This window comes from Streptomyces sp. NPDC001549, assembly GCF_042894025.1.
Classification (GTDB): Bacteria; Actinomycetota; Actinomycetes; order Streptomycetales; family Streptomycetaceae; genus Streptomyces; species Streptomyces kutzneri.
This window is the reverse complement of the sequence record NZ_JBIAVJ010000004.1, coordinates 174,855-190,225: the sequence shown is the minus strand read 5'-3', so window position 1 is coordinate 190,225 and position 15,371 is coordinate 174,855. Positions and strand designations below refer to the sequence as shown.

At 72.3% G+C, this 15,371-nt stretch carries 15 protein-coding genes; 9 read left to right on the top strand and 6 right to left on the bottom strand.

Features of this window, described 5'->3' with window-relative positions:
* Nucleotides 1-55: 55 nt before the first annotated feature.
* Nucleotides 56-1,153: a SchA/CurD-like domain-containing protein gene (locus ACFY04_RS08710; RefSeq protein WP_389115095.1), complete on the bottom strand. Its 1,098-nt coding sequence runs from the start codon at nucleotides 1,151-1,153 to the stop codon at nucleotides 56-58.
* Between the two features lie 276 nt (nucleotides 1,154-1,429).
* Here ACFY04_RS08710 and ACFY04_RS08705 point away from each other — a divergent pair, with 276 nt between their 5' ends.
* Nucleotides 1,430-3,061: an FAD-dependent oxidoreductase gene (locus tag ACFY04_RS08705; protein ID WP_389115093.1), complete on the top strand. Its 1,632-nt coding sequence runs from the start codon at nucleotides 1,430-1,432 to the stop codon at nucleotides 3,059-3,061.
* Between the two features lie 50 nt (nucleotides 3,062-3,111).
* Here ACFY04_RS08705 and ACFY04_RS08700 read toward each other — a convergent pair whose 3' ends face one another.
* The gene (locus ACFY04_RS08700) at nucleotides 3,112-3,321 is read right to left on the bottom strand and encodes an acyl-CoA carboxylase epsilon subunit (RefSeq protein WP_389115091.1); all 210 of its coding nucleotides are present in this window, start codon (nucleotides 3,319-3,321) and stop codon (nucleotides 3,112-3,114) included.
* Between the two features lie 218 nt (nucleotides 3,322-3,539).
* Between ACFY04_RS08700 and ACFY04_RS08695 the strand changes: the two genes are divergently transcribed.
* From ACFY04_RS08695 to ACFY04_RS08680, 4 genes are all read left to right on the top strand, one after another.
* Complete coding sequence (locus ACFY04_RS08695; RefSeq protein ID WP_389115090.1) at nucleotides 3,540-3,761, top strand: hypothetical protein; 222 nt, start codon at nucleotides 3,540-3,542, stop codon at nucleotides 3,759-3,761.
* Between the two features lie 314 nt (nucleotides 3,762-4,075).
* The gene (locus ACFY04_RS08690) at nucleotides 4,076-5,518 is read left to right on the top strand and encodes a glycoside hydrolase family 16 protein (RefSeq protein WP_389115089.1); all 1,443 of its coding nucleotides are present in this window, start codon (nucleotides 4,076-4,078) and stop codon (nucleotides 5,516-5,518) included.
* Between the two features lie 130 nt (nucleotides 5,519-5,648).
* Nucleotides 5,649-6,173: a pyridoxamine 5'-phosphate oxidase family protein gene (locus ACFY04_RS08685; RefSeq protein WP_389115087.1), complete on the top strand. Its 525-nt coding sequence runs from the start codon at nucleotides 5,649-5,651 to the stop codon at nucleotides 6,171-6,173.
* An 89-nt stretch (nucleotides 6,174-6,262) separates the two neighbouring features.
* Complete coding sequence (locus tag ACFY04_RS08680) at nucleotides 6,263-7,099, top strand: class II glutamine amidotransferase (RefSeq protein WP_389115086.1); 837 nt, start codon at nucleotides 6,263-6,265, stop codon at nucleotides 7,097-7,099.
* A gap of 19 nt (nucleotides 7,100-7,118) precedes the next feature.
* On the opposite strand, the gene ACFY04_RS08675 is transcribed toward ACFY04_RS08680, so the two are convergent.
* The gene (locus tag ACFY04_RS08675) at nucleotides 7,119-8,003 is read right to left on the bottom strand and encodes an MBL fold metallo-hydrolase (protein WP_389115085.1); all 885 of its coding nucleotides are present in this window, start codon (nucleotides 8,001-8,003) and stop codon (nucleotides 7,119-7,121) included.
* 128 nt (nucleotides 8,004-8,131) lie between these two features.
* Between ACFY04_RS08675 and ACFY04_RS08670 the strand changes: the two genes are divergently transcribed.
* Both ACFY04_RS08670 and ACFY04_RS08665 read left to right on the top strand, forming a co-directional pair.
* Complete coding sequence (locus tag ACFY04_RS08670; RefSeq protein WP_389115083.1) at nucleotides 8,132-8,560, top strand: MarR family winged helix-turn-helix transcriptional regulator; 429 nt, start codon at nucleotides 8,132-8,134, stop codon at nucleotides 8,558-8,560.
* Nucleotides 8,561-8,649: 89 nt separating this feature from the next.
* Nucleotides 8,650-9,714 (top strand): LacI family DNA-binding transcriptional regulator, encoded by a 1,065-nt coding sequence (locus ACFY04_RS08665; protein ID WP_389115082.1) that lies wholly within the window; start codon nucleotides 8,650-8,652, stop codon nucleotides 9,712-9,714.
* A gap of 72 nt (nucleotides 9,715-9,786) precedes the next feature.
* Here ACFY04_RS08665 and ACFY04_RS08660 read toward each other — a convergent pair whose 3' ends face one another.
* Nucleotides 9,787-10,449, bottom strand: coding sequence for a DUF4360 domain-containing protein (locus ACFY04_RS08660; protein ID WP_389115080.1), 663 nt, complete (start codon nucleotides 10,447-10,449; stop codon nucleotides 9,787-9,789).
* Between the two features lie 262 nt (nucleotides 10,450-10,711).
* Here ACFY04_RS08660 and ACFY04_RS08655 point away from each other — a divergent pair, with 262 nt between their 5' ends.
* The gene (locus tag ACFY04_RS08655) at nucleotides 10,712-12,550 is read left to right on the top strand and encodes a galactose oxidase-like domain-containing protein (RefSeq protein ID WP_389115077.1); all 1,839 of its coding nucleotides are present in this window, start codon (nucleotides 10,712-10,714) and stop codon (nucleotides 12,548-12,550) included.
* On the opposite strand, the gene ACFY04_RS08650 is transcribed toward ACFY04_RS08655, so the two are convergent.
* Nucleotides 12,547-13,158 (bottom strand): HutD family protein, encoded by a 612-nt coding sequence (locus ACFY04_RS08650; protein WP_389115076.1) that lies wholly within the window; start codon nucleotides 13,156-13,158, stop codon nucleotides 12,547-12,549. The genes ACFY04_RS08655 and ACFY04_RS08650 overlap by 4 nt on opposite strands.
* A 5-nt stretch (nucleotides 13,159-13,163) precedes the next feature.
* Nucleotides 13,164-13,601, bottom strand: coding sequence for a MarR family winged helix-turn-helix transcriptional regulator (locus tag ACFY04_RS08645; protein WP_389115075.1), 438 nt, complete (start codon nucleotides 13,599-13,601; stop codon nucleotides 13,164-13,166).
* Between the two features lie 154 nt (nucleotides 13,602-13,755).
* Here ACFY04_RS08645 and ACFY04_RS08640 point away from each other — a divergent pair, with 154 nt between their 5' ends.
* Nucleotides 13,756-15,267, top strand: a complete 1,512-nt coding sequence (locus ACFY04_RS08640; protein ID WP_389115074.1) for an MFS transporter — start codon at nucleotides 13,756-13,758, stop codon at nucleotides 15,265-15,267.
* The last annotated feature ends 104 nt before the right edge of the window (nucleotides 15,268-15,371 follow it).

The following is a 15,371-nucleotide window of genomic DNA, read 5'->3' as shown; positions in this document are numbered from 1 at the left end:
GGATGGGTCGGGATCGGGGTGGAGCGGACGGGGTGGAACGGGGGGCCGGGGAGGATCAGGAATCCGCGGGTGCCCGGCGGTCCGTGATCAGGTTCATGGTGCGGCCGGCGGTGCGGACGCGCCTGCCGGCCCGGGCCGTCAGCCGGTCGAGCACCGCCGCCTTGCGCGGCCCCGAGACGCCGAAGGTGGTGTCGGGCTCGGCGTCGAGCGGGCCGCGGACGTCGATGAGCCGGACGACGATGTCGTCACGCTGGAAGATGCTGCTGCTCCGAACGGGGCTGGCCGGGTGGTGTGCGGCCGCCTCGTCCTGCCGGGCGAGGAACTTGGCGAGCGCGGCTCCGCAGCCGGGCTTGGCCGGGTAGAAGAGCGCGTGCCGCTGGACCTCGGCGGACTCGGGCTCGGGTGCGGCGATGTGGTGGACCGCCGGAAGCGCCGCGCGCATGAAGAACATACGCGCGGACTCCGGGTCGTTCAGGTTCCGGTCCTGTTCGAGGTAGGGGTTGATGGCCTCCTCGACGGCGCGCACCTCGGGCTGCTCGGAGACGTGCCGCAGGGCGGCCATCAGGTCGCCCTGTACCTCCACCGTCCGTACGACCCGGTTGCCGTGCATGAACAGGGACGTGCGGCACAGGCGGGTGTGGTCGTCGACGCGGGCCGCCGGGGAGGCGTAGCTGGAGAGGATGGACGCGACGTCCTTCTCGCTGCCCGGCTTGACGGTGAAGGTGAGGGCGTGGCGCACGATGCCGGCGCCCAGCCGGGGGGTCTTCTGCAGACGCGCCGTGGCCGGGCGGGACTCCTGGCCGTAGCCGCGGCCGGTCTCCCGCAGGACGGTGAACTTGAGCGGGCGCATGGCACGGGCGCACGCGCCGAGCGGCTTCACCTGTTCGGCGTGGTGCTCGCTGTTGACCCATGCGAGGTACTGCGGGGCACTTTCCCACTCGCTGGTGATGAGCCATTGGGAGGGATTCTCGAAGGACTGGCACAGCTGGTCGCTGATGTGGCCCGGAACCGACGCGATGTCGTGGCGGAGCTGTTCGTACGCCTCGAAGAACTGCTGCTGGGTCCCCTCGTGGAGATCCATCAGCAGGACGACCCGGAGCATGGAGCCGTCGAAGGCTGACTGCGACACCCGTTCGGACAGGGTGGTTGTCATCTACTCACTCCTTCATGAGGGGGTGGAGATCCATCGCGTACGGACCCCTCGTCCGTCACCGGTGGCGTCCGCCCGGGCCGGCGGCCGCCTCTGGTGGGGAACGGCAGGCCGGCGCGTCTCAGGGGGAGCCGCTGTCGCTCATCGTCATCCGGGTGGGGACGTACCGCTACATGTCCGGATCAAGCGGGTGACAACCAACGAATCAACTGGGCCTCATCCCGGATCGGGGGCATAAAGAGTCCACTCCCCCACACAGAAAACAGGAGCCCGCAGCTGATGGAAGACAACGCCGATGTTCGCGTACCGGTTCTCGTCGTGGGCGGCTCCCTCGTGGGCCTGTCCACCTCGCTTTTCCTGAGCCGCCACGGAGTGAGGCACCTGCTGGTCGAGAAGCACTCCGGCACCTCCGCACACCCGCGGGGCCGTGGCATCAACGCCCGGACGATGGAGCTGTTCCGCACGGCAGGGGCGGAGCGCGCGATCCGCCGGGCGGCGTCCGTACTGGAGGGAAATCAGGGCATTCTGCAGGCCCGGTCGCTGACCGACGGCGACCACAACTGGCTGGTCAAGTCGATCGACCCGGCCGGGGCGCTGGCCCGGTTCAGTCCGACCGGCTGGTGTCTGTGCAGCCAGAACAACATCGAGCCGGTACTGGCCGAACAGAGTCGCGAGATGGGCGCGGACGTACGGTTCTCCACCGAGCTGATGAGCTTCGACCAGGACGCCACGGGGGTGAACGCCGTGGTGAAGGACCGGGAGACGGGCGAGCACATCACGGTGCGCGCCGACTTCCTGATCGCCGCGGACGGACCGCGCAGCCCCGTCAGGGAACAGCTGCGGATCCCCCAGACGGGCAATGGCGAGCTGTTCCATAACGTGAGCGTCACATTCCGCTCGGAGAGGCTCGTCCAGGTGCTGGGCGACCTGCGCTTCATCGTCTGCTACCTGACGCGGCCGGGAGCGGACGGAGCGCTGCTGCCCGTGGACAACAAGACGCAGTGGGTCTTCCACGCCCCGTGGCACCCGGAGCAGGGCGAGACCCTGGAGGACTTCACCGACGAGCGGTGCGTGGATCAGATCCGCGACGCGATCGGCGTACCCGACCTGGACGTGCAGATCGGCGGCAAGGCCCCGTGGCATGCGGCCGAACGGGTGGCGCAGCGGTATTCGTCCGGTCGGGTGTTCCTGGCCGGGGACGCGGCCCACGAGATGTCCCCCACGGGGGCGTTCGGCTCCAACACGGGCATCCAGGACGCGCACAACCTGGCGTGGAAGATCGCCGCGGTACTGGACGGCTCGGCCGGCATCGGGCTGCTCGACACCTACGAGGCCGAGCGGCTGCCGGTGGCCAGGGCCACCAGCGAGCGGGCGTCGGCCCGTTCGGCGGAACACAGCCACCCGGGGTACGCGCCGCCGCCCACCATGGGCGGCGGGCCGGGCAGCGGGGTCCTCACCACCGCCATGGGCTACTGCTACCCGAAGGGCGCGCTCGTCGGCGGCGACCCCGGACGCCCGGTCATCCCGCAGACCCTGAGTCTGGTCGGCGACACCGGGACCCGGGCCCCGCACATGTGGGTGACCCGGTCGGGTGAGCGGATCTCCACCCTGGACCTCTACGAGCGCTCCTTCGTGCTGCTCAGCGGTGCGGGGACGCCGTGGCAGGCGGCCGCGAAGCGGGTGGCCGGGCAACTGCAGGTGCGGCTGGACGCCTGCACCATCGGCTCCGGTCCGGGTGCGGACCTGGTCCAGGAGGGGCGCTCCGACTGGTCCGAGGTGCACGCGATGAGCGCCGAGGGCGCCGTGCTCGTACGGCCGGACGGGTTCGTGGCCTGGCGCTCAGAGGGAGCCGTGGCCGATGCCCCGGCAACGCTGCGCGAGGTCCTCTCGACGGTGCTGCGCCGGGCGTGACCACCTCGCCCCCGTTTCCGCCGGCCGTGCGTGCGGCCGGCGGAAACGGTTCAGCGGCAGGCCCAGCAACCTGCCCAGCAGCCGGTGGACGGTACGGCGGTACGCCGGCGGCCGGGCCCGGCACCTCCGGCCGCGTCGCCGCCGCCGGAGGTCCGTTGGGTGTAACACGCGACGACGACCGCGATCGCGGCCAGTTCCTCAGGGGCGGCGACGCCCCGCTCCACACGCAGCAGGCTCGCTATCGGGACATCCTTCGACATCGGCACGGCCTCTCTCACGGGGGCTGCGCGTGCGCCCGGCCGCTTGGCGGGGGGCGGACCGGCTCGGCTCCGGCGCGGGCGGCACGCGGGTGGCTCGGCGCGCCGACGGGACGTGTTCCGCGTGAGCGAACCGGCCTGCGGACTCCGGTGGGATCACCTGGAATCCTGTCGCGACCGAGGCTACAAGAGCGTGCCGTGCGCGGCACTCCGGACCGGCCGTGGTGACCGGCCACCGGCCGCTGCTGTGCCGGGGCTGCGCCGGAAACCTGTACGCCGTCTGCACCATGGACCACGCGGGCAAGAACACGGTCGGGCAGTGGGAGGTCGACCACGAGATGCCCGTGCCGTGCCCGCTGTCCGGCATCCTGCCGCTGACCGGGACGGCGGCCTCCGTCCATGACCTGCCCGGCGCCGAGGAGGTGCTCGGTCCGCCGGTGTGACGTACGGCGGGTTGGTCCGTACGGGTGAGCGCCCTGCCGCCGACGGCCGACGGCCGGCGGCCGGCGGCGGTACGGGCCCCCGGCCGTCGGCGGTACGGGCCCCGGTCGGCGGTCGTGCCGTCGACCGGGGCACCCACGCGTTCACTGATTGAACTCGCCCTGCCCTCAAATGCTGTACCGGTTCAATCTCTTGACGGCCCGTGAGGGCGCGGAGGACAGTGTCCAGCGGCGCGGCTTGAGAGCGCTCTCAAGCCGCCCGACCCGCTGACCCTTCCCCCCGCACCGCGCCTCGGCGCGCTTCAGAGAGGGCACCCATGCACGAGATATCCGGCAGGAAGAAGCCGACGGTCCGGCGGGCCGTCCTAGCCGCGCTCAGCACGATCGCCGTGGTCGCGGCAGCCGCCGCGGCCGTGGTCCTGCCCGCGAACGCCGCGGCTCCACCCGCACCCGCCGGCTGGTCCCGGGTGTTCCTCGACGACTTCGACGGACCCGCCGGGTCCGGGGTGAACACCGCCGACTGGCAGTACACCACCGGCACCTCCTACCCCGGCGGACCCGCCAACTTCGGTACCGGCGAGATCGAGACGATGACCGCCGACCCCTCCAACGTCTCCCTCGACGGCACCGGCAACCTGCGCATCACCCCGCGCCGGGACGCCGTCGGCAACTGGACGTCCGGCCGCGTCGAGACCCGGCGGGCCGACTTCGAGCCCCCGGCGGGCGGCAAACTCCGGTCGGAGGCCCGGATCCAGATGCCGAACGTGACGGGCCCGGCCGCCAAGGGGTACTGGCCGGCCTTCTGGATGCTCGGCGCCCCCTACCGGGGCAACTGGTGGAACTGGCCCGGCATCGGCGAGATCGACATCCTGGAGAACGTCCAGGGCCTCAACAACGTCTGGGCGACCGTGCATTGCGGCACGAGTCCGGGCGGCCCCTGCAACGAGACCTCCGGAATCGGCGGCCAGCGTGTCTGCCCCGGCGCCAGCTGCCAGGCGGGCTTCCACACGTACGCCGTCGAGTGGGACCGCTCGACCGCGGTCGAGGAGATGCGCTTCTACGTCGACGAGTTCAACTTCCATACGGTGCGGGCCGATCAGGTCGACGCGACGACCTGGACCAACGCCACGAACCACGGCTACTTCATCATCCTGAACGTCGCCATGGGCGGTGGTTTCCCTGACGCCTTCGGCGGCGGCCCCGACGCGGGCACGCAGCCCGGACACGCGATGGTCGTCGACTACGTGTCCGTCCTCCGGTCGACCGGAGGCACCACGCCGCCCACCACCCCGCCCACCACGCCCCCGACGACACCGCCCACCACCCCGCCGACGACGCCGCCCGGGCACCGCGACGCGTACACGGCGATCCAGGCCGAGTCCTACGACGGCCAGTCGGGCACGGCCAGGGAGGGCACCACCGACAGCGGCGGCGGCCAGAACCTCGCGGCGATCGGCAACGGCGACTGGGCACTGTTCCGGGGCGTCGACTTCGGCTCCGGCCCGGCCAGGCAGTTCTACGGGCGCGTGGCCAGCGGTGCGGCCGGCGGGGTCAGCGGGCTGGTCGAGGTACGGCTCGACAACCCGGCCTCGGCTCCGGTCGGCAGCTTCTCGGTCGCGTCCACCGGCGGCTGGCAGAGCTGGCGCACGGTACCGGCGAACATCACGGCCGTCACGGGCACGCACGACGTCTACCTGACCTTCACCAGCGGCCAGCCCGCCGACTTCGTGAACGTCAACTGGTTCGACTTCGGCCATTGATGCGCGGCGGCGCCGTCCCCGCGGGGACTCCGCGCGGACGGCGCCGGGCGCGGCCCCCGGTGGACGGCCGGGGCGCCGCGGGACAGGCTGGTGCCTGACCGCAGCCGCAGGCCACAGCAGGAGGACAGCCATGCCCGACGAGGAACCCCGCGAGGAACCCCGCGCCGAGCTGGACCCGCGGTACAGCGACGAGCGGGCGACGGCCGTGCCCTGGCGGGAGGCCGTCGCCCGGCTGGCCGCGGCGGAGCTGTACTGGCTGACGACCGTGCGCCCCGACGCCCGGCCGCACGTCACCCCGCTGATCGGCGTCTGGGCGGACGGCGCGCTGCACTTCTGCACCGGGCCCGAGGAGCGCAAGGCCAAGAACCTCCGCGGCAACGCGCACGTCGTCCTCACCACCGGCACCAACACGCTCCACGAGGGATTCGACCTGGTCGTCGAGGGTGAGGCGGTCCGGGTCACGGATCCCGGCCGGCTGCGCCGGCTCGCCGCCGCCTGGGAGGCGAAGTACGGCGCCGAGTGGCACTTCGAGGTGGGGGACGGCGTGTTCGTGAATCCGGACGCGGGCGAGGCGGTGGTCTTCGCGGTCCGCCCGGACACCGCCTTCGGTTTCGGCAAGGGCGGCTACAGCCAGACGCGCTGGCTCTTCTCCTGACCCGCGCCCGCCGCGGACGGCCTGTCCCCGCGAGAACCCCGACGTCAGCGGGGTTAGGCTCGGAGCAGGTCGCGAAGGGGATGGTGCGCATGTGTCGCTGGCTCGCCTACTCGGGTTCGCCCATGCTCCTCGACACCGTGCTCTACCGCCCTGAGCACTCCCTGATCAATCAGAGCCTGCGGGCCAAGATGGGCGCCGAACCGACCAATGGCGACGGTTTCGGCATCGGCTGGTACAGCGCCGACGGCAACGGCACGCCGGCGGTCTTCCGGGACGTCGGCCCGGCGTGGAACAGCCGCAATCTGCAGGAGCTCGCCGCGCACGTCCGCTCACCGCTGTTCTTCGCGCACGTCCGCGCCTCGACGGGGTCGGCCGTCCAGCAGTCCAACTGTCACCCGTTCCGCCACGGACGCTGGCTGTGGATGCACAACGGCGCGATCGCGGACTTCCACCGGCTGCAGCGCGATCTGTGCATGGCCGTCGACCCGGCGCTCTTCCCGTCCATCGAGGGGTCCACCGATTCCGAGGTGATGTTCTACCTGGCGGTGACTTTCGGTCTCGATCAGGACGCCCCGGGTGCGGTGGCCAGGATGGCGGGGTTCGTGGAGCGCCTCGGCAAGGAGCACGGCGTGCCGGAACCGCTCCAGATGACGGTGGCGGTGAGTGACGGTGTGCACGTATGGGCCTTCCGCTACTCCAGCCAGGGAAGGTCCCGCTCGCTCTTCTACAGTTCCCGGGCCGAGACCGTGCGCCATCTGCACCCGGAGGTGCCCTACCTGCGGGAGGTCTCGGACGAGACCCGCCTCGTGGTGTCCGAGCCGCTCGGCGATCTGCACGGCGTGTGGAACGAACTCCCCGAGAGCAGTTACGTGGTGATCCCCTCCGGTCCCGACGCGGACTACCTCCCCTTCGTCCCCGAACTCTGACCGCCGCCCGCCCTCCGGGTCACGCGTCCAGGGGGCGCCAGGCCGGGCCGTCCCCGTCCTGCCGGACGTGTCCGAACACCACGTCGGCGAAGTGGACGCCGAAGCCGATGGTGCCGGGCTCCGCCAGCTCGGCGACGAGGCGGTGGCGGTGGCCGGCGGTGAGGGCGCCGTCGTGGTCGAAGCCCGAGGACCACTCGGGGTGGTCGATCTGGAGGGGCGAGTGCACGGCGTCCCCGAAGGCGATCAGACGGCGCCCGCCGCCGGTGATGACGTACTCGGCGTGTCCGACGGTGTGGCCGGGGGTGATCCGTGCGCGCACGCCGGGGAAGATTTCCCGACCGTCCGTAACCGTGCGTACGCGCGGCGCCAGGGCCGCGACCTGCTGGGCCATGCCCTGGGCCTCCAGGAGGTCCCGCCGCTCCCATTCGGGCTCGGATATCAGGTACTCGGCGTGGGCGAACACCGGCCGGTCTCCGCCGGGCGCGGGGTGGCAGGCCCAGCCGAGGTGGTCGGCGTGGAGGTGGGTGAAGGCGACCGCCTCGACCTCCTCGGGGCTGCGGCCGAGTTCGGCCAGGCTGCGCACGAGCGCGCCGCCCTGGATCGTGGCGAGCGGGCCGTCCGGGGCCTCGTGCGCCTGCGGGCCGAAGCCCGCGTCGATCAGCAGGGCGCGGCCGCCGTGCTCCACGAGCAGTCCGCCGACGCTCCCCACCAGGTGGCCCGCCGGGTCCAGGTACTCCGGATGCGCGGCCCACACCTCGTCGGTGCTGTCCTGGAGCAGCCGCAGCGGCCGGAGCCGGACGTCGCCGTCCGGCACGTACGACACCTTGGTGTCGCCCAGCCATATCGAGCGGATTCCCGCCGGACGGCGCAGCCGTACGTCCTGAGCCACCGTCACGTCAGCCATGGGGTCTCTCCTGTGAGTTGCCATCAGGCCGCAGCGGTTCGCTGCGGCGACGACGTCACCATAAGCATCAAGTTCGAATCATTCAAGTTGTAAATATTTCGGCTTCACGGACTTGCTAGGGTGGTGGCATGACGACGCCCCCGGAGCTGCAGGCCATCGCCGAGCGACAGCTGTGCGGCCTGGTGAACGGGCTGGCCCAGCGGATCGCCGAGCACGTACGCGAGCGCGCCGCCACCCTGGGCCTCACCGCGTCGCAGGCGACCGCGCTGCGGGAGATGAGCGGGCCGATGACCATGCGCGAGCTCGCCGAACGCATGAGCTGCGAGCCCTCCAACACCACCTTCGTCGTCGACAAGCTGGAGAAGCAGAGCCTGATCGGGCGCCATCCGCACCCCACCGACCGCCGCGCGAAGCAGCTCGTCCTCACCCCCGAGGGCACCGCACTGCGCGAGCGCCTCCTCGCGCTCCTCGCCGTGAACTCCCCGCTGTCCGGCCTCGCCCCGGAGGAACAGCGCGTCCTGCGGGGCCTGCTGGAGCGGGCCGCCACCCGGCCGTAACCCGCCTGCGGGGCAGCGACCGGAGGCGATCACCGGTTACCCTGCTGCCCGTCGAGGCCACCGCCCGAGGACACTGTGGAGGAACATCCGTGACCGAGCCGCGTCCCGGCAGCCGCCCCACCCTGGAGGCCGTCGCGGCGCACGCCGGGGTGTCCCGGGCCACCGCGTCCCGCGTGGTCAACGGCGGTGACGGGGTCCGCGCGCATCTGGTGGACCGGGTGCGTACGGCGATCCGCGTACTGGGGTACGTCCCGAACCACGCGGCCCGCACCCTCGTCACCCGGCGCACCGGGGCCGTCGCGGTGATCATCGCCGAGCCGGAGATCCGGATCTTCTCGGACCCCTTCTTCTCGCGCCAGGTCCGCGGCATCGCCAAGGAGCTGACCGCGCACGACACCCAGCTCGTCCTGCTCCTGGTCGAGGACCGCGGCGACTACGACCGGATCGAGCGCTACCTGGCGGGCGGCCACGTCGACGGGGCCCTCGCCTTCTCCCTGCACACCGACGACCCGCTGCCCGCCATCACCCGCCGCATCGGCATGCCCACGGTCTACGGCGGCCGGCCCGGCTGGACCACCGGGACCGGGGAGGGCGGGGGTACGGACGAGGGCGAGGGCGTGGCCTATGTCGACGCCGACAACCGCGGGGGCGCGCGGGAGGCCGTGCGCTATCTGCTGGCGCAGGGCCGGAGGCGGATCGCGCACATCGCCGGCCCGCTCGACCAGACCTCGGCGGCCGACCGGCTGAGCGGCTACCGGGACGCACTGGCGGCCGCCGGCCCGGAGCTGTTCGCCGAAGGGGACTTCACCCCGGCGGGCGGGGCCCGCGCGATGGCGGAACTGCTGGACCGGGATGCCGGTATCGACGCCGTCTTCGCCGGGAACGACCTGATGGCGACGGGCGCCCTGCGCGTGCTGCGGGAGAGCGGCCGGACGGTGCCCGGGGACGTGGCACTGGTCGGCTTCGACGACGCCGAACCCGTGGCGGAGAGCGCCGACCCGCCGCTGACGACCGTACGCCAGGACATCGAGGGCATGGGCCGCCTGATGGCGCGGCTGCTGATGCACCGCCTGAACGGCGGTCCGGACGGGCGGCGCACCGCGCCCGATCCGGTGATCACCGCCACCGCTCTGGTGCGGCGCGCGTCGGCCTGACCCGGCACCGGACACGCCGCAGGGGCCCGCCGGGCGGCGGGCCCCTGCGAACGGGGAGCGAGTACTCCCGGATCAGCGCCGGACCGGGCACTCCTTCCAGGAGAAGTGGTACACGCTGTTGATGCTGCCGTCCGTCGAGTCGAGCGCCATGAAGCTGGTCTGCGACGGGTCCGAGGTGCCCACTTCGGCGCGCAGCTCGGTGTTGATGTTGAAGTTGCGCTGCTCACCGCAGGGTGCGAAGACCAGGGCCTCGATGCCCGTGGTGTCGGTCGCCTGCCAGTTGTCGTCGAGCTCGCCGTTGAACTTGTGGGTCCGGTACGCGGTCTGGCTCATGCCCTGGAAGTAGTAGCTGGCCTTCTGGGTGCCGACCGCGCCCGGCGCGAGGCTGCCGAAGCCGCGGTAGTCGACCTGGGCCACGGCGTAGGTGTACCCCTGGGGGACGTGGACGTCGAGGGAGAGGAGACAGTTCTTGCGGCCCTCGACGGCGGGAGCGCCGCCGCCGGCCTGGGCCAGGTATTCGCTGTAGGTGACGGTGAAGGCCGTGTTGTCCGGCGACACGGCGACGGCGGCACTGCCTGGACGGCAGCCCGATCCGTTCACGGTGGCGACGTCCACGGTCACCTGGTCGGTGGGGGCCGAGGGCGCCGAGGACGAGGCCCCGGCGGCGGGGGTGAGCGCGACGAGGGTCGCGGTCATGGCGGCTGCGGTGAATCCGGTGCGGAGGGACTTGATCACACCGCCATGGATAGCGGTCCGCGGCGGCCCCGGGCGGCCGACGGGCACGCGGTCTCACCTCGATGGCCGAAGCCCATCACTGCAGAAACGATAAATCTACACAAACCTCTCCGCCGGATGGCCCCAGGTAGCGCGGAGCACCGCGTCGCATCGCCCGCTCGTTCCGATTCGTCCTAATATCGGCGAGGTCCTTCAGGCAATCAGCGGGTTCTGGAGCCGGCCGGGGCGCCGGGTGCCGGGCCCTCCTGCGGTGAGGAGTCCCATGTCCCGCGCACCACGCCCGTCCCGCGCAGCGCGGCCACGCCCCGCCGTCCTGTCGGCACTGGCGCTCGCCACCGCCCTGGCCATCGCCCTGGCGGGACCCGCCCCGGCCTTCGCCGCGGCCCACCACACCGGCGACGAGGCCGGGGTGCTGGGCGAGGAGCACGCCCGCGCGCACGCGCGGCTGCGCGAGGCGGCCAAGGGCAATCAGGACTATCCGCAGTCGAAGCGCACGTCGAGCCTGGCCTCGCTGGAGGAGTCCCAGCGCAAGGGCAACGCGACGTTCGACGCGGCCCGGTTCGGCCGTTTCACCCAGTTCTTCCCCTCCCCCGACTTCGGCGTCCACGTGGCCCAGCTGCCGACGGGCAAGGTGCTGCTCTTCTCCTTCGAACGCGTGGAGGCCGATCCCACCAAGGAGACCGGGCCCACCAACACCGTCGGCCGGACCAACGCGGGCCGCGCCTACCTCTGGGACCCCGCCAGGGGGACCGGGGCCAGGGCCTTCAAGAAGGTGCCGCCCCCGGTGGTGCTGATGCCCGACGGCGCCTACGCCCCGCGCCCGGCGCCGTTCTTCTGCGCCGGTCACTCCTACCTCCCCAACGGAATGGTGGGGGTGTTCGGCGGCAACGTCGGCGGGAAGGGCGGCAGCGGCGCCAAGCTGTCCTTCGTCTTCGACCCGTGGACCGAGAAGTGGTTCCGCAACCGCGACATGTCCGTGGGCCGCTGGTACCCCTCCGTGGTGACCGGCCCGGACGGCCGGCAGATCATCATGTCCGGCCAGTCCGAGCGCGGTACGGGCACACCCACTCCGGTGGTGGAGCGCTTCCCCGCGCTCGGGCGGCCCGTGCCCTGGCGTTCGTACGACATCCCGGCGAACGTCCCCGCGGAGCGGCTCCGGTCACAGGCCCCCTTCCGGAACGACTATCCGCACCTCTTCTCGCTGCGGGACGGGAAGATCTACGGGCTCGGCCGCGACGCCGACCAGCAGTGGCTGTTCGACCCGGTCAAGGACACCCGCACCGACCTGCCCCGGCGGCCCGCCGACTTCCGGGGCTACGGTTCGGCCGTGCCGCTGCCGGCCGGTTTCCGGGGCCCGGACTCCGTCCTGGTGCTCGGCGGCGACCCGCGCGACCCGCTCACGTACCGGCTGTCCGGCGGCCGCTGGACCATCGAGGAGCCGAGGGCCTTCGGCCGCACCCAGGACGGGACCCTGATCCTGCCCGACGGGACCCTGATCACGGTGAACGGCGCCCTGGACACCCGGAACTACGGCAACGGGCCCTTCAACCCGAAGGCCGACCCGAAGTACCGGCAGATCGAACTGCGCGACGCGCGCGGCCACTGGAAGCTGGGTCCGGCCCAGCGGCTGCCCCGCGGCTACCACTCCAACGCCCTGGTCCTGCCGGACGGCCGGATGATGGTCACCGGGGACGAGCTCCAGCAGATCGCCAACGATCCCGACATCAAGGACGGGATGGACGGCAGCATCGAGCTCTACGAGCCCGCCTACCTGCATCGGGGCGCCCGGCCGACGCTCGACCGGGCCCCGGCGGGCGACCTCGGCCACGACGCGGCCTTCCAGGTCACGAGCTCGACGGCGAAGGACGTCAGGCGGGCCGTGCTGCTGGCGCCGACGACCGTCACCCACTCGGTGAACACCAGCCAGCGCCACCTGGACCTGCGGATCACCGGTGTCCACGGCTCCACGATCGGGCTCCGCACGCCGCCGGGCGCGGCCGACGCCCCGCCCGGGTACTACATGCTCTTCCTGCTCGACGCGAAGGGCGTGCCGAGCACCGCGAAGTGGATCAAGCTGGGCACCCGCACCCGCACCCGCTAGGCCGGGGCCGGAGCCGGGGCCGGGGCCGGGGCGAACCGCACGACGGCCGCGCGCCCGGCCGTACGGACCCGGCAGTCGAGCGGTCCGGTCAGCAGGGCCGCGTCGTACGGAAGCAGCTCCGCGCGGTCACCGGCCCGTTCGACCACCGCCGGTCCCTCCAGCGCGGCCACCAGCAGGGTCCCGCCCGGCGGGACCGCGAGGGCGAGCGCGCCCCGTACGACGGCGGTCTGCGCCTCCACCGCGCCCCTGCGGTACATCACGTTGAAGTTCACCACGGGGCCGGAGAGCAGCCGGCAGCCGGTCGGCTCGTCCCCGGGGAAGTCCTGCGGCGCGAACCGCTCGTCCACGAGCCGGCGGACGCCCGCCACGGTGAGGTCCATGCCCGCGCCCTCGGCGAGGGTGAGGGTGCGCCCGATGCCGGGGAAGGCCGAGAACGGCCCGTCGGCGGCGACCTCGGCCAGGCTCACCCGCCAGCCGAAGGCGTCCATGTCCGCGCCCTCGGGCCAGGCCGCGATCTCCCGGGTGACTCCCCCGCCGTTCTTCCAGACGGTGGCGGTCCGGTCGGCCGCCCGCAGGATCCGGATCCCGCTGCCGCTCGGCGCGTCCATGGTGATCAGGCCTTCTCCATCGAGGGGCGCAGGCGGCCCAGCAGGGCGTAGAGCGTCGCGCTCTCGGCCTCGTCGAGGGCGTCCAGCGCGCCGTGCATGGCCTGCATCTCCTCGCGCACGCGGCGGATGACCTCGCGGCCCGCGTCCGTCGCGACGACGTTCTTGACGCGGCGGTCGGCGGGGTCCGACTCCCGGCGCACCAGCTCGCGGGCCTCCAGCCGGTCGACGATGCCGGTCACGTTGGAGGCGTCGCACACCAGCAGGGTGGCGAGGCCGCGCATGGGCACGGGGCCGTCGAGCTGGGCGAGGACCCGGGCCTGCGTGGAGGTCAGGCCGTGCTGGGCCGCGGCGGCCGCGAACTCGCGCCATTGGGCGGTGCCGATCGCGGCGAGCAGCTCCAGCAGCTGGAGCTTGGTGGGGGTCTGCGTGGCGGTGTCGCTCATACCTGGAGCGTACTCAGGATGCTTCACATTATCAATTGTTTACTTGACCACCTTAACTATCGACGTCTACCGTCGGTCGAGTTACTTGAGAAGGTCAAACATCTGCGTTCCGAAGCTCTTCAGCTCCGAAACACGAAGAAGGTTCACCCCAGCCATGAGCACCCCCTCCCCCGCCACCCCGGCCTCCGGGCACCGGAACGAGACGGTCATCGTCTTCGCCCTGAGCCTGGCCGCCATGGTCGTGTCGATGATGCAGACCCTGCCGGTCCCGATCCTCGGCCTCATCCGTGAGGACCTGGGCACCACCACGGCCAACGTGAGCTGGGTGACCACCGCCACCCTGCTGTCGGCCGCGGTCTTCACCCCGCTGCTGGGCCGGTTCGGTGACCAGCACGGCAAGAAGCCCACCCTGGTCGCCGTGCTCGGCGTCATGGTCGCCGGATCCGTTATCGCCGCGCTGGCGTCCTCGCTGCCGCTGCTGATCCTGGGCCGGGTGCTCCAGGGAGCCGCCACCGCGATCTTCCCGCTGGCCCTGTCGGTCCTGCGCGAAGAGGTCCGGCCGCAGAAGCTGCCGGGTGCGATGGCCCTGGTCAGCGGCACGCTCGCGTTCGGCAGCGGGCTCGCGCTCGTCGCGACCGGACTGCTCACCTCCGGCTCCGGCGCGGACTACCGCAACGCCTTCTGGATGGCGACCGGCTTCGCGCTCCTCGCCCTGCTCGCGGTGGTGTTCCTGGTCCCCGCGACCCGCCACAAGACCGGCGGGCGCACCGACTTCCTCGGCGCGCTGACCCTCGGCATCGCGCTGCTGCTGCTCCTGCTGCCGATCTCCCAGGGCCACGAGTGGGGCTGGGGCTCCGCCCGTACGCTGGGCAGCTTCGCCGGTGCCGCCGTCATGGCCGCCGTCTGGGTGCTCGTCGAACGCAAGGTGCGCGAGCCGCTCGTCGACATGAAGATGTTCGTCCACCGCCCCGTGCTCATGGCCAACCTGGCCGGCGTCCTCGTCGGCTTCGGCATGTTCGCGAACTTCCTGGGCGTCTCGTACCTCGTCCAGATGCCCGAGGCCCTCACCGGCTACGGCTTCGACGCGTCCATCCTGCGCGCCTCCGTGCAGTTCCTGCTGCCCGGCGCCATCGTCTCGCTGCTCGCCTCGCCCGTGGGCGGCCAGATCGTGCGCCACCGGGGTCCGCGTACGGCACTGGCCCTGGCCGCTGCCCTCGGCGCGGCCGGCTTCGCCTGGCTGGTCCTGGACCACCAGCACAGCCTCTCGGTGATCGGCGCCGGACTCGTCGTCGGTGCGGCCGTCAGCTTCGGTTACGCCGCCATGCCCGCCGTGATCATGTCCAGCGTCCCGCACCACCAGAGCGGCATCGCCAACGGCATCAACTCGATCTCCCGCTCCACGGGCAGTGCGATCGGCAGCGCCGTCGTCACCACGATCCTGGCCTCCAAGACCATCGGGCACCTGCCGGCGGGGGTCCCCCCGCTGCCCGCCGAATCCGGGTTCACCCTCACCTTCGGGATCGGGGCGGTGGCCTTCGCGCTGGTCGCGGTGATCAGCTGGATCGGCCTGCGGAGCGGGCAGGGCACCGTGGCGGCGGCCGCCGGGCAGCCCGCGGCAGCGGCCGGGAAGACGAAGAAGGCCGAGAGGGCCGACGCCACCCGCTGACCGGTCGTCCGTCCCGTCACCCGACCCACCAGGCAAGGCCCGGCGGCCCGACCTCCGCGTGTCGGTCGCGGCGGTCGGGCCCCCGGGCCTTGCATGGTGGGTGC

Coding starts and splice junctions, on each gene's coding strand:
- ACFY04_RS08710 (WP_389115095.1), bottom strand. CDS start 1,153: ATGACAACCACCCTGTCCGAACGGGTGTCGCAGTCAGCCTTCGACGGC.
- ACFY04_RS08705 (WP_389115093.1), top strand. CDS start 1,430: ATGGAAGACAACGCCGATGTTCGCGTACCGGTTCTCGTCGTGGGCGGC.
- ACFY04_RS08700 (WP_389115091.1), bottom strand. CDS start 3,321: ATGTCGAAGGATGTCCCGATAGCGAGCCTGCTGCGTGTGGAGCGGGGC.
- ACFY04_RS08690 (WP_389115089.1), top strand. CDS start 4,076: ATGCACGAGATATCCGGCAGGAAGAAGCCGACGGTCCGGCGGGCCGTC.
- ACFY04_RS08685 (WP_389115087.1), top strand. CDS start 5,649: ATGCCCGACGAGGAACCCCGCGAGGAACCCCGCGCCGAGCTGGACCCG.
- ACFY04_RS08680 (WP_389115086.1), top strand. CDS start 6,263: ATGTGTCGCTGGCTCGCCTACTCGGGTTCGCCCATGCTCCTCGACACC.
- ACFY04_RS08675 (WP_389115085.1), bottom strand. CDS start 8,003: ATGGCTGACGTGACGGTGGCTCAGGACGTACGGCTGCGCCGTCCGGCG.
- ACFY04_RS08670 (WP_389115083.1), top strand. CDS start 8,132: ATGACGACGCCCCCGGAGCTGCAGGCCATCGCCGAGCGACAGCTGTGC.
- ACFY04_RS08655 (WP_389115077.1), top strand. CDS start 10,712: ATGTCCCGCGCACCACGCCCGTCCCGCGCAGCGCGGCCACGCCCCGCC.
- ACFY04_RS08650 (WP_389115076.1), bottom strand. CDS start 13,158: ATGGACGCGCCGAGCGGCAGCGGGATCCGGATCCTGCGGGCGGCCGAC.
- ACFY04_RS08645 (WP_389115075.1), bottom strand. CDS start 13,601: ATGAGCGACACCGCCACGCAGACCCCCACCAAGCTCCAGCTGCTGGAG.
- ACFY04_RS08640 (WP_389115074.1), top strand. CDS start 13,756: ATGAGCACCCCCTCCCCCGCCACCCCGGCCTCCGGGCACCGGAACGAG.